Genomic DNA, 17,281 nt, shown 5'->3' with positions numbered 1-17,281 from the left:
ATTATTTATTGCCTTTTTCTAAAAAAAAATTATTTTATCTTAATTTTTAAAATTAAAAATATTGAAAAAAAAATGAAATTATGTTAATAAACAAAAAAGCTATACAAAACTTTTTTTGCATAGCTTTTTCTATTTTCTCTATTCAAAATATTAAAAATTCTCACTAAAATACATCTTTATCAGATAATTTCGCATCTTTTGTCTTAAACATTTCAAGTAATTTTTCTACTGTCAATTGTTTTTTTGCTTCACCTTTTATATCGAAAATAACTTCTCCTGCATGAAGCATAATCAATCTATTCCCATAAGTTATCGCATCTTGCATATTATGAGTTATCATCAAACTTGTAATATTATTTCTTTCAATTACTTCTTTTGTTTTTTCCAAAATAATTTCTGAAGTTTGAGGATCAAGTGCTGCTGTATGTTCATCTAACAATAGTATATCAGGACGATTTAAAGTAGCCATTATCAATGATAAACATTGTCTTTGTCCTCCAGATAGTAATCCAACTTGAGTAAACAATTGTTTTTCTAGCCCTAATCCTATTGTTGCTAACAGTTCTTTGTAATATCCTATATTTTTTGTATCTAATCCAAAAGTAAAATTGAATTTTTTCCCTTTATTTTTAGCCATTGATAAATTTTCTAAAACTGTCATTGAAGGCGCTGTTCCCACTGTTGGATTTTGATAAACTTGTGAAATCCATTTTGCTCTTTTGTGTCTTTCAATGGTTGTGATATTCGTACCATTCAAGATTATCTCACCACTGTCTGGAACAACAGAACCATTCAAAACATTTAATAAAGTTGATTTACCAGCTCCATTACTTCCAATTATCGAAATAAAGTCTCCATCCTCTATAGTAAAATTCAATCCTTTAAACACTTGTTTTTCAGTTCCCAATTCTGAGAAGAAAGTTTTATATACATTTTTTAATTCTATCATTTATTTTCCTTCTCCTCTCTTAATTTTCATTGCTTTTGCTTTTTTCTTACCTTTTTTCAATTTTTTAGCTGTTTCATTCCACAAAATAATTGTTAAAATTACTGCTGTTATGATTTTAACATCTGTTGGTTTGATTTCCAATGTACTAATTAAACTATCATTGAATTTAAGCGTTTGATATAGATTTTTTGTCCAGCTGTTTGACATCAAAGCTAAATTTATTATGAAATAGTACATCAATGAACCAATTGTTATTATAGAAATTTCGTTTATTAATCTTGATTTTTTCAAAACTCCTAATCCAAGAATTATCGCTGCCAATCCAATTACCAATGTTCCTGTCCCTGAAATCAAGTCAGCAACTTTCATATTTTGTGCAAACAATGCACCTGACAATGCAACCAATCCATTAGATATCATCAATCCTAATATTTTCAATCTTTTTTCATTAACACCTAAACTAACCACTAACTCTTCATTATTTCCCAGTGCTCTCAACGCAAATCCGAATTTTGAAGTTAAAATATAATCTAGAATCATTTTTATTGCAAATGCAACAATTATAACAAACATTAATTTAATATCTTTTGTTGTTACTACATAAACAAAAAGTCCAATTGTAGCAATTACATAAACAATCATTGTTCTTATTACATATTTGTTTTCTTTTATTTGATAATCGTAGAATCCTTTTAGAACCAATAAAATTATAGTTACCAATACAAACGGAATAAAACTTTTTTCATAAGAAATTAACTCAAAAATATTTCTTTCTGATGAAATAAACACATTTGGAACACCGACAATCCTAGAGTTTATACTGTAAAATCCCGTCATTACTAAAATTCCAGATAATAATCCGTTAATTTTTAAATAAACATGTAACGCTCCTGTTAAATAACCTGCTATCATTCCACCAATAACTGCTAAAATAAGTCCTATAAACGGATTTGTAATTCCAAAAAATCCATTTTTTGATAAAGAAAACGCTGCAAATATAAATCCTCCTAACGGAAATGTCGCATCTACTGACATATCAGGGAAATCAAGTATTTTATATGTTATGTAAACTCCCATAACCATAATTGAATAAATAAATCCTGTTTTTAAAGCCTCAGGCAAACTTTGTATAAATACTAATAATTCGTTCATCATTCTTCCTTACTTTATTTTACTTTTTTATTATTTCTTTTTAATGATTTCAGCATTTGCCAATGCAGGATTTTTTACATCGATTCCTAAAGCTTTTGCTGTATCTTCATTTACGTATAATTTCATTTTTTTCGATGTTTCAAATGGTATATCTGAAACTGGTTTTCCTTTTAAAATTTCAATTGCCATTTCTCCAGTTCTCTTACCTAATTCATAATAATCTAATCCCATTGTAAATAAAGCTCCTAATTCAACAGATGAATTTTCACTTGATACTACTGGTTTTTTAGCATTTATAGCTTCCGAAGCTATCAAGCTTATACTTGAAACAACTAAATTATCAGTTGGCAAATATAAAGCATCTGTTGAAGCTACTAAATTTTTAGTTGCTTGTGCTAATTCACCAAAATTTGTTACACCTTGGACTACAACTTCTAAATGTTTAGCTTGTGCTTGTTTTTTAATTTCTTCAACTTGCACAATTGAATTTTGTTCAGAAGTATTATATAAAACTCCTATTTTTTTTACTCCTGGTTTTAATTTTAAAAGAATATCTAATTGTTCTCCAACATTTTCTAATTTATCACTTGTTCCTGTTACATTTTTATTTAATATTTTTGCTACAGCTGGATCAGTTACTGCTGAAAACAATACTGGTATATCTGTTATATTATTTGCCAATGCTTGTGCCGAAGGCGTTGCTATACCAAATACTAAATCCTTTTTATCTGCTTTATAATTACTTGCGATTAAGTTTGCTGTTGTTACTTCTCCATTCGCATTTTTTTCATCAAAATCTGCTTTAATTCCAGCTTCTTCAAAGGCTTTTTCAAATCCTTTTTTTACTAAATCCAATGACGGATGTGTCATAAATTGTGTAACACCAATTTTATAAGTTTTTCCTGCTGTTTGTGTTTGAGTGGTTGATTTTTCAGCTGTAGAGTTGTTTTCACTACTCTTTTTTCCACATGCAAAAACCATTAACGCACTCATGGCTAATATTAAAAATTTTTTCATATCCTAATTCCTTTCTTTATTTTATTTTTATATATTATTTTTTTGATAATTTCAACATTATAATTAACGAAATTCAAAAAAACATTAATATCAACTTTATATTTTCAAAAACCATTTTAATTTATTATTTTAGCTTTTGATTTTATGTCCTCTGGCAATGTAATTCCTAATGCTGCCATTGTTTTTCCATTTACAACAATATCATTTAAAGACATTCTTTGATATTTAATTTCTGAAGGTTTTTTACCATTTTTCAAAATATCAATTGCTATTTTACCAGCTTGTTTACCCATTTCGTAATAATCTATTCCTTGTGTAATCAATGCTCCACCTTTTACATGTGCAGATTCAGCACCAAAAACTATTTTTTTCGCTGCTGTTGCTTTATCTGTCAAAAGATTTACTACTGAAGCTACTAAATTATCAGTTGGCAAATAAATTGCATCAGATTCTCTTGTTAAAGCATCTGCTGCTTGGGGAATTTCGCTAGCTTGAATAACACTTTTCTCTACTACTTCTATACCTAATTCTTTTGCTGCTGCTTTTAAATCATCAACCTGAACTTTTGAATTTTGTTCTGAAGAATTGTAAATAACACCTACTTTTTTTATTTTACTATCCAATTTCAACAATAATTGTAATTGTTGTTTGATATCTACTCTGTCACTTACTCCTGTTACATTATTTTTCAAAATTCCTGCTGATTCTGGATCAGTTATCGCTGAAAATACTACTGGTATTGTATTTGTCGATTGTGCTGCAGCTTGAGTTGTACTTGTTGCAATAGAATAAATTAAATCCACTTTTGAACTAACAAAGCTATTTGCTATCAAATTTGCTGTTGCTGCTTCTCCATTTGCATTTTTTTCATCAAAATCTGCATCGATTCCCGCCTCTTTAAAAGCCGCTTTAAATCCTTCTCTAGCACTGTCTAATGCTGGATGTGCTACAATTTGAGTAATTCCTATTCTATATTTTTTAGAACCTCCCGTTGAAGCAGAATCACTTTTTTTCTCCTGACTAGTGTTCCCATTTCCACAACTTAATATCATTAATGTCATAAGACTTAATAATGTTAATATTTTTTTCATATATTCCTCCTACTATCCTACAAAATTTCTACTAAATAATACCATTTTTTTTTATTAAAAGCAAGTGAGTTTTCTTTTTGTCTATCACAATTATTTTTTTGAAAACTAAGTTACTTCTATTAAACTTTACTTCCTATTTAAAAATAAAATTGCCTTGCAAATATACTTTACAAGACAATTTTTTCGTTTAAAAATTATTCACTTTTTCCTCTTGTAACAACTTTTATAATTTCATTTATTGCAAATGGAATTAATGAAAGTCCGATTACCATTCCCCAATGACTTGGATCTAATGCTGTTACTTTAAACATTTCTGCAATTGGTGGGATTGAAATTAATAAAACTTGTAATATAATACTTATTATAATTGAAATTATTAAAAACATGTTACCGAAGAATCCTACTTCAAATATAGTTTTTTTACTATTTCTCATTGATAATGAATAAAATAATTGAGAGAAAGTAAGCACTATAAATGCCATTGTTCTTCCGTAAGTAACTATTTCTGTACCATCTTTTGCTTCTTTTATAGAAACGTCTCCAAAATGAATAATTCCTAAATAAAATGCTACTAATGTTAATATTCCTATTAAAACTCCTCCAACAATCGCTCTCATTCCAGCACCTTCTGCAAAGAAACTTTCCTTTGGATCTCTTGGTTTTCTATTCATAACATCTTTATCACCTGGGTCCATTCCCAATGAAATTGCTGGTAACGTGTCAGTTATTAAGTTTACCCATAATAATTGAGTTGGAACTAACGGCATTGCCCATCCAAATACTGTTGCAAAAAACACACATAATACTTCTCCTAAGTTACAAGAAAGCAAGAACATAATTGTCTTTTTAATATTGTTATAAATATTTCTTCCTTCTTCAATTGCATGAACTATTGTAGTAAAATTATCATCTGTTAAAATCATATCACTCGCACCTTTAGAAACATCTGTTCCTGTAATTCCCATTGCAACACCAATATCAGCTGATTTTAGCGATGGTGCATCATTTACTCCATCTCCAGTCATTGAAACAATATTTCCTTGCTTTTTAAACGCTCTTACAATTTTAACTTTATGTTCTGGAGAAACTCTCGCAAACACTCTATAATTATTGATTTCTTTCGCAAATTTTTCATCTGGAATCGAGTCAATTTCTGAACCTGTCAAACTTTGACTAATATCTGTCGCAATTCCTAATTCTTTAGCAATCGCAACTGCTGTATTTTTGTGATCTCCTGTAATCATAATTGGTGTTATTCCAGCTCTTTTAGCTTCTTCTATTGAACCTTTTACTTCTATTCTAGGCGGATCAATCATTCCAACTATACCAACAACAACTAAATCTTTTTCCATTTCTTCAGGAGCAATTTCTGTATTAACATCTTTAAAAGCAACTCCTAACACTCTTAAAGCATCATCTGACATATTTTCAGCCACTTTCAATATTTTCGCTTTAGCTTCATCTGTTATTGACAAAATTTCTCCATTTACTAAAATTCTATTCGATCTCATCAAAATATTGTCAATCGCACCTTTTGTATGTACTCTAAATTTATTACCTTCTTCATTTAATGTTGACATTAATTTTCTGTCAGAATCAAATGGATTTTCTCCAACCCTTTTATATTCAGCATTCAATGTATTTTTTTCTAAATTAAATTTGTCACCTAATACTACTAATGCAACTTCTGTTGGATCTCCAACATCTTGTCCACCATCAATTGAAGCATCTGAACATAATACGAATGATCTAATTAATTCAGTTTCATCTACATTTGCTTTTTGATTTCTTTCATCTGAAATATCTTTTAAATTATCCAAAGTATAAGTTTTTACAACTGTCATTTTGTTTTGAGTTAATGTACCAGTTTTGTCTGAACATATGATATTTACAGCTCCCAATGTTTCTACTGCTGGTAATTTTCTAACAATTGCATTTTTTCTAGACATGGATTTTACACCTAATGACAATACAATCGCTACAATCGCAACCAATCCTTCTGGAATTGCCGCAACCGCCAAACTTATTGAAGTCATAAACATTTCTACAACTTGTCTACCTTGTAACATTCCTACAACAAAAATAATTCCACAAATTGCCAAAGCTCCATAACCTAGAGTTTTTCCTAATTCCTCCAACTTAATTTGCAATGGTGTCAACATATTTTCATCTTCATCTAATATTTTCGCAATCTTACCAATTTCAGTATCCATCGCTGTTGCAACAACAACTCCTTCTCCTCTACCATAAATTGCTATTGTAGACATAAATGCCATATTTTCTTTATCTCCAACAGATATTTTTTCATCTGAAGTAATAAAGTCTGCATTTTTTTCACTTGGAACTGATTCTCCTGTTAATGATGACTCTTGAATTTGTAAATTAGCACTTTCAATAAGTCTAACATCTGCTGGAATATATCTTCCTGCATCAATTATTAAAATATCTCCTGGCACTAATTCTTCTGAATTAATTTCTATAACTTCACCATTTCTTCTAACTAAACTTTTTGGAGCAGTCATTTGTTGTAATGCTTCCAACGCCTTTTCAGCTTTTGACTCTTGAATAACCCCAACTAACGCATTAATTAAAACAACCGCTAAAATTATTAATGCATCCGGTATTCCTTCTGTTCCATGTGCAATAATATTAATTACAGCTGCACCAATCAATACATAAATTAACACATCTTTTAATTGTGCTAAAAATAATTGTAATAAACTTTTTTTTGGTTTCCCTTTCAATTTATTTAGACCATATTTTTCAAGCCTATTTTTTGCTTCCTCCGTTGATAATCCTGTTTTAGAATTAACATTTAATTCCTTTAAAACAGCCTCTTGTGATTTAGTAAACCACATTGACTCCACCTCTTTCTTAAATTTTATATTTTTGGTATATTATACACTAAATTTGTATTTATTTCACTCTTTTTTTACAAAAGTTCTAAAATCTACTGAAAATATACTGTATTTCGTAAAATTTTCTTAACTGCTCTTTTAATTCTTCTTTTAAAAGACATCACAAATCCAATAATTTCAAATATTAATAACACTGTCAACCCATTTTTTATAAATCTTCTAGTATCTTCATAATATTTAATTGTTCTTGGATTTTTTCCAGCTTCAATTAATTTTTCATTTTTTTCAAGATATTTAGGCTCCAAATTTTCCTTTGTTCCTAAACTTTCTATATAATAGCTAGGATTTTTGAAATTCAGTTTCTTTTCGCTCAAATAATTTTTCAATTGATCTTCTGTCATTCCCTTTTGCACAAAATCCTTATCAATCACAAAATATCCCGCATATTCTTTCAATTTTTCTTTTAATATCAAATTAGACATATCTTCGTCATCCCAAAAATATGTAGCATCTTTCATTGTTTCCTCATAAGGAGCTATCCTTCCAACCCAAACTTCATTTATCCTAAGTAATTTATCTACATAACCGTACTCATTTCTTGTATAATAATTCTGTTTCGAACTATCAGAATAGCTATAATCTTTTCCAATCAATATAGCTTCAACATTTTTATTCACTTTTGAAAATTTATCTTCTAAATAGAAATTTTCCGTCAAATTTAATCTATAATTTCTCGTTATTTTTTTAGAAAAATTAACAATCAAAATCAACGTAACTATAATTGATAACAAATACAATAATTTCTTCATTTTTTCTCCTTTTCTGTATTTTTTCCATTTCTTTTATTATTGAAATTTTTTCTTCCTCACTAAAAAGTATTCATATTTGTATATCATATCATTTTTTTTACAAAAATTAAAGTCTTTCATTTAATATAACTATTAATATAACTATGCTTCTCATTTACTAACTCATATAATTTCAGCAAAAAATTATTTAGAAAAATTTTTGATTTTATCTAAATTTGAAGTTGAAATTCGATATATTTTGACTCCGTAGCTTTTTAGCTTGTAATATGCTGAATGAGAGTTGTAAGATGTATCAAAGATTACGATATCTGAATTTTTTAATTTATCTGAGTTTCTAAAAACAGCTGTAGCATGAATAAATTCTATTTTAAATCCTTTTTCTTTCGCATATTTTTCAGCTTTTTCAATAACTTTTTGACTCCATCTACCACCAACTACTTTTACATTCTGATTCGTCAAGTCTATCGTCTTTTCTTCTGACAACTCTTTTATATTCACATTTTCAACTACTTCAATATTCTCATCCTGTTCCATATTTTCAATTTCTTTTTCAAGACTTTTTATCTGAATACTCAATTTTTTAATTTCTTTTTTCTGTTTTTTAATCGTCTTCTCAGCCTCTTTATTCCTGTGTTTTCTCAAATCTTCCTTCAACTTTTTATTTTCTTCTTCAAGTTTATCACAAATAGAATTTAAAAATTTATTTTCCTGCTCAATTCCCTCAATGTCAGTAATTATCTCTTCTAAATCCCTTTCTTTTTCACTAACCTTATACGAATTTATATTAAAAAACTCAAACCCTCTCTTAAAATTTTTTCTCATCAAAAAATATTCCTTCATTTTTTCATCAAAAAAGCTGATAAATTCTGCTGAAACATTAAATTTTCTATTTTCTTCATCAAATTCTAAACCATATTTTTGCGATAATTTTTCCAAATTTCTCTTCTTAACATTTATATATTTTGCACTTATACTCTCTTGAAATTCCTTCTCAAAATCCTCATTTTCCAGTTCTTCCATAGCTTCTTTCAAAAATGTCTCTTTCTCCAATATTTCCTGCTTATTCTCTTTCAATTTCTCGATATATTTAAAATATTCTTCCTTGAAAAAATCTAAAAATTCAACCAGTTTATTTGTACTTAAAACATACATTATCATTTGCTCTGGATTCAATCCTCTTCCGTTTACCCTTAAAATTTTATCCCTCTGAAATTCCCTCAAATAGTCTTCTTTCGCAAAATTCAAACATTTCTTTTCAACATAAGAATTATTTGTTTCTACAATTTTTCTCAAAAAATCTTTATTTAACTCATCAATTTTCCCAATAATATCAATTTCTCTCTCAAAAAAAATTGAATTTTCATTCAATTTTTTCCCAAATTTTTTTTCTAACAAATCATTATTAAAATTATCAATCACTAAATCAAAAAAAATATTTTTATTTATCAATTTTAATTCTTCAATTAGTAACACAACTTTTTCATTCTTTTTTGCCAATTTTATTCATCTCCAATCATCAATAATATGGCACAACATCAAAGAATTGTGTCACATTTTATTTTTCTGTAACATATTTTATAAATTTTTTGAATATTTTTTGTGCTGGAATATTGTTCGCAGCTAATAATTCTGGATGCCACTGTAATCCAACAATCAAATTATCGTCACAATCTTTTTGAATACCTTCAATAGCTCCATCTGGACTTTGTGCAATCACTCTAAATCCAGGTGCCACATCCTTCAAAATTTGATGATGGAAACTGTTAATTAATCCTGTTTCTTCTCCATCAAAAATATCTCCTAAAAAACTGTTTTTATCAATTTTTACAGAATGAGATAAATCATCTGATTTAGTTTTTTGAAAATGTTGAATGAAGACATCTTTTGCATAAGAAACGTCTTGGTACAATGTCCCACCATTTACAACATTCAAAATTTGAACTCCACGACAGATTCCTAAAATAGGTTTCCCTTTCTTTTGAGCTTCACCTATCAATAATGAATCAAATTTATCTCTTTCAAGAAATGTAGCTTCTAATTTTTGCATAGGTTCTTCGTTATAGCAAATTGGAGATACATCGTGACCTCCTGACATAATTAAAGCATCAATTGCATCAACAGCTCCTCTAATAACATCCTCATCTGCATTAATTGGGATGATAAAAGGAATTCCTCCAGCAGCAATCACTGCTTCCACATAATTATTTCCGACGCAAGCTCTTCTATGTCCTGCAAATAATCCTTTTTCTGAAATTTGTACACTTCCTGAAATTCCAATTATAGGTTTTTTACTCATTCTCTTATCCTCCTTCAAACTAAAGCAATTCACAAATATATTTAATCACATTTTGTTTGTATAGTCAATTAATTTCATTTAACTAACATTTTTAACGCTCTACTCCAGACTCAATATCATTGTCTTTAGCCTTTCCAAAATCATTCGGATACAATTTTTCTAAAATTTCATCTGTTTTTCCATTATCGCTATCTAATACTTCAGGAAAAATAATTTTATTTGTATCTTTATCTACAAATACAGCTCTTTTCAATTTTGTATCATATGCAATACAAACGTCTGTATCGTCACATATCATATTTTTATTTTTCATTGCATCTACTGAAAATGTTGGTTTATCAGTCTTCTCTCCTGTTTCAAAATCATTATAATATACAACTTTATATTTTTGATCTGACAATTTTTCTATTTTTAAAGTTGTATCTTCAGTACTTATTTCTCTATTTAACAATTTTTCCTCATAAAATTTTCCATCATTTGTAAACGGTAAATCATATCCTAATGCAAAACTACTAAAACTTCCTAAAAACATACTCAATATTAATATTTTTTTCATAAACTCACGTTCTCCTTTTTCTTTTTCACATTTTAAATTATATCAAAATTTTCACTGTATAGCTATTTATTTTTTTGTTTATCATTTTTTAATTTTATAGTATAATATTTTTGTAACATTTTAAAAATTTTATAAATTTTAATGAAAAGAGGGGATTTATAGTGAAAATAATTCATTTAGCTGATTTACATATTGGAAAAAGAGTCAATGAATTTTCAATGATTGACGACCAAAAACATATTTTAAATCAAATTTTAGAAATTATTGATAAGGAGAAGCCTGATGCGGTAATAATTGCAGGGGATGTTTATGATAAGCAAGTTCCATCTATTGAAGCAGTGGAATTGCTAGATAGCTTTATAGCGGGTATTTCTAAGCGAAAGACGACTACTTTTATAATTAGTGGAAATCATGATTCTGCTGAAAGATTAGCTTTTGGTTCAAGTCTTATGGCGATGGGGAAAATTTATATTTCACCAGTTTATAATGGAAAAATTTCAAAATACACTCTAAAGAACGATTTTGGAAGTGCTAATTTTTATCTTTTGCCATTTGTGAAACCTAGTCATGTTAAACGATTTTTCCCAGATGAAAAAATTGAATCTTATACTGATGCAATAAAGGTTGTTATCGATAATTTAAAACTTGACACTTCTGAAATAAATATTTTGATTGCACATCAGTTTGTGACTGGAGCGAGTCGAACTGAATCTGAAGAAATTAGTGTTGGAGGGCTTGATAATGTTGATGCTTCTGTTTTTGAGGATTTTGATTATGTTGCACTTGGACATATTCATAGACCGCAAAAAATTGGTACAGAGAGAATTCGTTATTGTGGAACACCTTTAAAATACTCATTTTCTGAAGTTAATGATACAAAATCTGTTTCAATAATAGAAATTAACTCAAAAGAGGATTTTAATTTACGTATGATTCCTCTTATTCCTAAAAGGGATATGCGTAAAATAAGGGGGACTTACGAAGAATTAACTACAAAAACTAGCTATGAAAATACTAATACTGACGATTACATTCATGTTACTTTGACTGATGAATTTAATGTGGCTGATGCGATACAAAAATTGCGAGTTATTTACAAAAATATTATGAAATTAGAATACGATAACATACGAACTCGTGAATCTAGAAAAATAAATCTAGATGACATGGTTATCGAAAATAAAAATCCATTAGAAATTTTTTCAGAATTCTATAAATTGCAAAATAATAAAGAAATGAACGATGAGCAAAAGGAAATTATAAAAAAAATAATGGAAGAAGTTTGGGAGGAAAATAAATGAGACCTTTAAAATTAACTGTTTCTGGCTTTGGACCTTACGCTAAAGAGCAAGTATTTGATTTAGAAAAATTGGGGAATTATGGTATTTATTTAATTACAGGAGATACTGGTGCTGGAAAAACTACTATTTTTGATGCGATAAACTTTGCACTTTTTGGAGAGGCTAGTGGTAAAGATCGTGATGGAAAAATGCTACGTTCAAAATATGCTGATTTGTCTACTGAAACTTTTGTTGAATTGGAATTTCTTTACAGAGATGAAAAATATGTAATTAGAAGAAATCCTGAATACGAAAGACTTGCGAAAAGAGGAAAAAATCCAACTACAAAACAAGCTGCAAACGCCACTTTAATCCTACCAGATGGAAAAATAATAGACAAGAGTGAAAAAAATGTTAATAAAAAAGTTGAAGAAATTTTAGGAATTACTCAAAAACAATTTAAGCAAATTTGTATGATTGCTCAAGGTGATTTTATGAAAATTTTACTTGCAGACACAAAAGAGCGAAGCCAAACCTTTAGAAAAATTTTTAATACTGAAAAATATGAATCTTTTGAAAAAAAACTTGATGAATTGAATGATAAATATAAAAATCAATATAACTCTCTAACAGATAAATTGAGTAATTCTAAAGAAAATATCTCATTTGATGAAAACGAAGAGTTTTTAGAAAAATTTCCAGACTATGAAAATAGGATTAAGACTAATTTTCAAGAGTTCTTAGAAGAAGTTATTGACTTTCAAAAAAAGAAAAATGATATTTATTCTCGTGAAAATGATGAAATTCAAGCAAAAAAAGAGAAAAATTTATTGGCTTTGAATGAAGCACAAGAAGTTGAAAATAAAAAATTACAGTTAGAGCAAAAAAATAGCGAATTTGAAATTGTAAATAAAGATGTTAAAATCTATAAAGATTTGATTTTACTTCATCCAGAATTACAAAAATCAATTAAGAATAATACTGATAAAATTAGCTCTATTGAAAAAGATTTAGAGATTTATGAAAAAATTTCTAATCTAAAAAAGAAAATTTCTGAAGAAAATGATTCGCTTGAAATAAAAATTTCTGAAAAGTTGGATTTAGAAACTCAAAAAAATGAACAATCTTTATTATTAGACAAAAATAAAAACGATAAAGAAAAATTGAAAAATTCTAATATAAAATTACAAGAATTTATTTATGAGAAAAATAATTTAGAATTAAAATTTAAAGAATTAGCAACTTTTAAAAATTATATTTTTGATTATAATTCTAAAAACAGTGAGTTGGAAAAAATTAATGAAACAATTATAACATTTGATTTTGACATTAATTCTTTAAGAAATGAAATTGCTTCTTTGGAAAAGAATATTGAAAATCAAAATAATCAACTGTTAACTTTTAATGATATTCAAAAAAATGAGAACAAAATAGAAATTGAAAAAATTAATTACAATTCTAGAATTCAAGATATAAACTCTTATAAAAATTTATATTCTGAAATAAAGAATTTGAATGTAGAATTAGAAAATGAACAAAAAAAATATACTGAAATTTCTGAAAAATATGCTCAGAAAGATTCTCTTGCTAAAAAAATGAGAAAAAATTATAACGACAATCAAGCTGGTATTCTCGCTCAACAATTAGTTGAAGGGGAAAAATGTCCAGTTTGTGGTTCAACATCGCATCCACATCCAGCTAAAATACTTTCAGAAGAAGATATTTTGAATCTTGATAAAGATGAAATTGAAAAATTTGAAAATGAAGCTCTGTCTCTTTCTAATGAGGTAAAATCTCAAAGTGAAATTTGTTCTGGGATAAAAGGAAAACTTGAAGATAGAAAAAAATCTTTTGAAAAAGTGTTAAATAATGAAAAAATTGAATTTGAAAATGCAGAAAATTGGATTGAAGAACAAAGTTTATTTTTAGAAAATAAATTAATTGAAATTGGAAATTTGATAGATAAAGAAAATAATAGAAAAATTGAGAAGGAAACAATTGAGAAGGAAATTCAATCGTTGAATAAAGAATTAAAGATTAAAAACGAGAAGTTTAATTCACTTGATAGTGATAAAAAAACGCTCGAAAATCAGAAGATTAAGTTAGAGGAAAATATTAAAATTATTTCTAAATCGATTTCTGAAAATAGTAATTTGGTTTCTGATTCTCAAATGAAAAATGAGGAACTAAATTCTACTAATAATTTAAAAAATTGGATTGATTCTATTGAAAAATTGGTGACTACTAAGGAACAGAATTTGTCTGAACAATTAGATTTGGTTGATAGAAATATTGAATCTGAAGAAACAAATGTTAATCTATTTAAAAAATTGGAAGAAGAATTTCCAAAAATTGAAGAAAAACTTAATGAAATTTCGAGTTTTATTAAGGAAAATGAATCTGAGCAAGTTGCAATTAAAACACGATTGAATCTTCTAAATAAGGATTTAGCTGAAATGAATGATTCGTTATCATTAGAATTTAAAGATGAAACTGTTTCTTTGACAAAAATTAATGAGCTAAAAAATAATATTTTAAAAACTGAAAATAAAATCAATAGTGAAAAGGAAATTTTAAATAATTTGCAAATAAAATTAGCAAGTCTTGAAGGAGAAATCTCAAATTTAAAATTGGATATTCAAAATCGTTCTTTTAAAGATAAAAACGAACTTTTAGAGCAACAGAAAGAAATTGATTTGGAATTGAAAGAACATAAAGAAAAATTTGATAAGAATAAGTTTAATTTGATTGCTAATGAAAAATTATTAAATGAAATTGGAAAACAATCTAAAAAATTATTTGAAATAAGAAAAAAATATGACTCAATACAGGCTCTTTCAGCGACTACAAAAGGTACAATTAGCGGAAAAGATAAAATTACTTTTGAAACTTATATTCAAATGAAATATTTTGAAAGGGTTATCGCTAGAGCTAATTTGCGGTTTATGATTATGTCAAATGCTCAATATGAGTTAAAAAGAGAAGAAGAAGCTAAAGATGCAAAATCAAAAAGTGGCTTAGAACTAGAAATCATCGACCACTACAACAATACAACTCGGAATGTTAGAACGCTTTCTGGTGGTGAATCATTCATGGCTTCTCTGTCACTTGCTCTAGGGTTTTCTGATGAAATTCAATCAATGTCAGGAGGAATACAACTTGATACAATGTTTATTGACGAAGGATTCGGTACACTTGACGAAGATACCTTAAAAACAGCAATTGACGCACTTATAAAATTGTCTGATGAAAATAAACTTATTGGTATTATTTCTCACGTTGAAGAGTTAAAAAATCGGATTGATAAGCAAATTGTTGTAACAAAATCTACTGACGGGACTAGTACTGCGAATATTATTAGCTGATTTAAATTAATTTAAATGGAAATAAAAAACTATCTTGTAAAATAACTTTCACAAGATAGTTTTAATTTTATATTATATTCTACCAAATATTAAACCATTCCATTTATTACTTTTTCTGCTAGATTTCTTGCATGATCTCCTACTCTAGTGAAATGTAATAATAAATCTGTGTACAACAATCCTGATTTTATTTCACATTCTTGTGCACTCAATCTTTTTTGGTGTTTTTTCCTTATTTCTTTATCTTTTGTGTATAATTTATTATGTAAATCTAACACTTCAATTGCTTTTTCTTTGTTAGAATCTTTTACTGCTTCGATTGAAAGTTCTATCATTTTAACTATAATTTTAGTTAATGTATCCACTTCTTCATATACTAAGTTAGAGAATTTTAAACTTTTTTTCATTCCTAAATTAACTTCTCGAATTATTCCAGCTGCGTGATCTCCGATTCTTTCAATATCTCTACACATATCTAAATAAGCTGTAACATCTTCTCCGTCTTTATCATTAAGATTTTCTCTCAATATTCCTGTCAAGTATTTTGTAATTTCTTGATCAATGTAGTTTATAACTTCTTCTTTTTCTTCTACTTCTTTAGCGTATTTTTCCTCTCTTGTATTGAAAAATTCTACCGATTCTTTTATATTTTCCAATGAGAAATTAGTCATTTCAATCAATTCTAATTTTACTTGTCCCAACGCAATACTTGGTGTTCCCATCAACATTGGGTCTAAATATTTAACTGTGTAGACATCTTTTTCCACTTCTTTTTTCTCTTTAATCAACTTAACAACAATGTATTCCAAAGCTCCAATGAATGGGAATAATAAAACTGTTGTAACTGCATTAAATGTACCATGAGAAAATGCTATTGTCATTTTAGGATTTAGATGCAAGAATTTTTGCATGAATCCAATGAACGAAGAAAAAGGACTTAATAAAATTAAAAATATTAATGTTCCAATTACGTTAAACATTACGTGTGAAGCTGCTAATCTTTTTGCTGATGTATTTGAACCAATTACTGCGATTATTGCTGTAATTGTTGTACCGATATTATCTCCAAATAAAACTGGTAATGCTCCTTTTAAATCAATCAATCCTTCTTGGTAAAGATTTTGTAAGATACTTATTGTTGCACTTGATGCTTGAACTAACATTGTAATTAATGTTCCAACGAATACTCCTAAAACTGGATTTTTACTCAAATTAACAGTCCATACTCTAAAATCTGGTAAATATTTTAATGGTTCCATTGCTCCAGACATTAGTGTTAATGCATAGAAAATTCCTCCAAATCCGAATAAAATACGACCAGCATTGTTAAGGGTTTTTACTTTTGTGAAGAATAATAACGCTGCTCCTAAAAATATTATCGGTAATGAAAAATGCGAAATGTTAAATCCAATTATGAACGATGTTATCGTTGTTCCTATATTCGCTCCCATTATTATTCCAATAGCTTGTCTTAAAGTTAATAATCCTGCACTTACTAATCCAATTGTAATAACTGTTGTTCCTGAACTTGATTGTATTAGCACTGTTACAAATATTCCAACTAAAACTCCCAAAAATGGAGAAGTTGTATATTTGTCTAAGATATATTTCAATCTATCTCCTGCTGCTAATTGCAATCCATCTCCCATATACTTTATACAGAATAAAAACATTCCTAGTCCACCTAAGAAACTAAAAATAATTTGTTGCCAGTTAAGCGTGTTCAATGATGTCGCTGCACCCATTTTTTCTCTCCTATCTATTTTTTATTGTACACTATAAGTTTTTATATATTTTATATCTCTTGTAGATATTCAAAATTAAATATACTCACTTCCGTACTTTCTAATAGTATACTATAATTTAAAAAATATCAAGCATTTTTTTTATTTTATTATATATTTTTTA

12 protein-coding genes are annotated in these 17,281 nt (G+C 27.7%); 2 read left to right on the top strand and 10 right to left on the bottom strand.

Annotation, left to right across the window (positions count from 1 at the left end):
• Positions 1–163: 163 nt before the first annotated feature.
• The 9 genes from J4863_RS03435 to J4863_RS03395 form a co-directional block, all read right to left on the bottom strand.
• Positions 164–949, bottom strand: a complete 786-nt coding sequence (locus J4863_RS03435; RefSeq protein WP_211619066.1) for an ABC transporter ATP-binding protein — start codon at positions 947–949, stop codon at positions 164–166.
• Complete coding sequence (locus J4863_RS03430; RefSeq protein WP_211619065.1) at positions 950–2,101, bottom strand: ABC transporter permease; 1,152 nt, start codon at positions 2,099–2,101, stop codon at positions 950–952.
• Positions 2,102–2,131: 30 nt separating this feature from the next.
• Positions 2,132–3,118 carry an ABC transporter substrate-binding protein gene (locus tag J4863_RS03425; RefSeq protein WP_211619064.1) on the bottom strand — a complete coding sequence of 329 codons (987 nt, stop codon included), beginning with the start codon at positions 3,116–3,118 and terminating at the stop codon, positions 2,132–2,134.
• A 116-nt stretch (positions 3,119–3,234) separates the two neighbouring features.
• Positions 3,235–4,209, bottom strand: coding sequence for an ABC transporter substrate-binding protein (locus J4863_RS03420; protein WP_211619063.1), 975 nt, complete (start codon positions 4,207–4,209; stop codon positions 3,235–3,237).
• A 194-nt stretch (positions 4,210–4,403) separates the two neighbouring features.
• Positions 4,404–7,067: a cation-translocating P-type ATPase gene (locus tag J4863_RS03415; protein ID WP_211619062.1), complete on the bottom strand. Its 2,664-nt coding sequence runs from the start codon at positions 7,065–7,067 to the stop codon at positions 4,404–4,406.
• Between the two features lie 92 nt (positions 7,068–7,159).
• On the bottom strand, positions 7,160–7,876 hold the full coding sequence (locus J4863_RS03410) for a hypothetical protein (protein ID WP_211619061.1): 717 nt from the start codon (positions 7,874–7,876) through the stop codon (positions 7,160–7,162).
• A gap of 183 nt (positions 7,877–8,059) precedes the next feature.
• Positions 8,060–9,373, bottom strand: coding sequence for a hypothetical protein (locus J4863_RS03405; RefSeq protein ID WP_211619060.1), 1,314 nt, complete (start codon positions 9,371–9,373; stop codon positions 8,060–8,062).
• Positions 9,374–9,431: 58 nt separating this feature from the next.
• Positions 9,432–10,172, bottom strand: coding sequence for a gamma-glutamyl-gamma-aminobutyrate hydrolase family protein (locus tag J4863_RS03400; protein ID WP_211619059.1), 741 nt, complete (start codon positions 10,170–10,172; stop codon positions 9,432–9,434).
• A gap of 91 nt (positions 10,173–10,263) precedes the next feature.
• The gene (locus tag J4863_RS03395) at positions 10,264–10,728 is read right to left on the bottom strand and encodes a hypothetical protein (protein ID WP_211619058.1); all 465 of its coding nucleotides are present in this window, start codon (positions 10,726–10,728) and stop codon (positions 10,264–10,266) included.
• 161 nt (positions 10,729–10,889) lie between these two features.
• Between J4863_RS03395 and J4863_RS03390 the strand changes: the two genes are divergently transcribed.
• Positions 10,890–12,029, top strand: coding sequence for an exonuclease SbcCD subunit D (locus tag J4863_RS03390; RefSeq protein ID WP_211619057.1), 1,140 nt, complete (start codon positions 10,890–10,892; stop codon positions 12,027–12,029).
• A complete protein-coding gene (locus J4863_RS03385) occupies positions 12,026–15,373 on the top strand; it encodes an AAA family ATPase (RefSeq protein ID WP_211619056.1) in 3,348 nt (1,115 codons plus the stop codon). Before J4863_RS03390 ends, J4863_RS03385 begins: the two co-directional genes overlap by 4 nt.
• An 89-nt stretch (positions 15,374–15,462) precedes the next feature.
• Here the strand turns inward: J4863_RS03385 and J4863_RS03380 are convergent, their stop codons facing one another.
• Positions 15,463–17,118: a Na/Pi cotransporter family protein gene (locus J4863_RS03380; RefSeq protein WP_249111568.1), complete on the bottom strand. Its 1,656-nt coding sequence runs from the start codon at positions 17,116–17,118 to the stop codon at positions 15,463–15,465.
• Positions 17,119–17,281 lie beyond the last annotated feature (163 nt).

Source organism: Leptotrichia sp. oral taxon 221 (assembly GCF_018128245.1).
Classification (GTDB): Bacteria; Fusobacteriota; Fusobacteriia; order Fusobacteriales; family Leptotrichiaceae; genus JABCPH02.
This window is presented reverse-complemented; position numbering and strand designations above follow the sequence as displayed.

Coding starts and splice junctions, on each gene's coding strand:
- J4863_RS03435 (WP_211619066.1), bottom strand. CDS start 949: ATGATAGAATTAAAAAATGTATATAAAACTTTCTTCTCAGAATTGGGA.
- J4863_RS03430 (WP_211619065.1), bottom strand. CDS start 2,101: ATGAACGAATTATTAGTATTTATACAAAGTTTGCCTGAGGCTTTAAAA.
- J4863_RS03425 (WP_211619064.1), bottom strand. CDS start 3,118: ATGAAAAAATTTTTAATATTAGCCATGAGTGCGTTAATGGTTTTTGCA.
- J4863_RS03420 (WP_211619063.1), bottom strand. CDS start 4,209: ATGAAAAAAATATTAACATTATTAAGTCTTATGACATTAATGATATTA.
- J4863_RS03415 (WP_211619062.1), bottom strand. CDS start 7,067: ATGTGGTTTACTAAATCACAAGAGGCTGTTTTAAAGGAATTAAATGTT.
- J4863_RS03410 (WP_211619061.1), bottom strand. CDS start 7,876: ATGAAGAAATTATTGTATTTGTTATCAATTATAGTTACGTTGATTTTG.
- J4863_RS03400 (WP_211619059.1), bottom strand. CDS start 10,172: ATGAGTAAAAAACCTATAATTGGAATTTCAGGAAGTGTACAAATTTCA.
- J4863_RS03395 (WP_211619058.1), bottom strand. CDS start 10,728: ATGAAAAAAATATTAATATTGAGTATGTTTTTAGGAAGTTTTAGTAGT.
- J4863_RS03385 (WP_211619056.1), top strand. CDS start 12,026: ATGAGACCTTTAAAATTAACTGTTTCTGGCTTTGGACCTTACGCTAAA.
- J4863_RS03380 (WP_249111568.1), bottom strand. CDS start 17,118: ATGGGTGCAGCGACATCATTGAACACGCTTAACTGGCAACAAATTATT.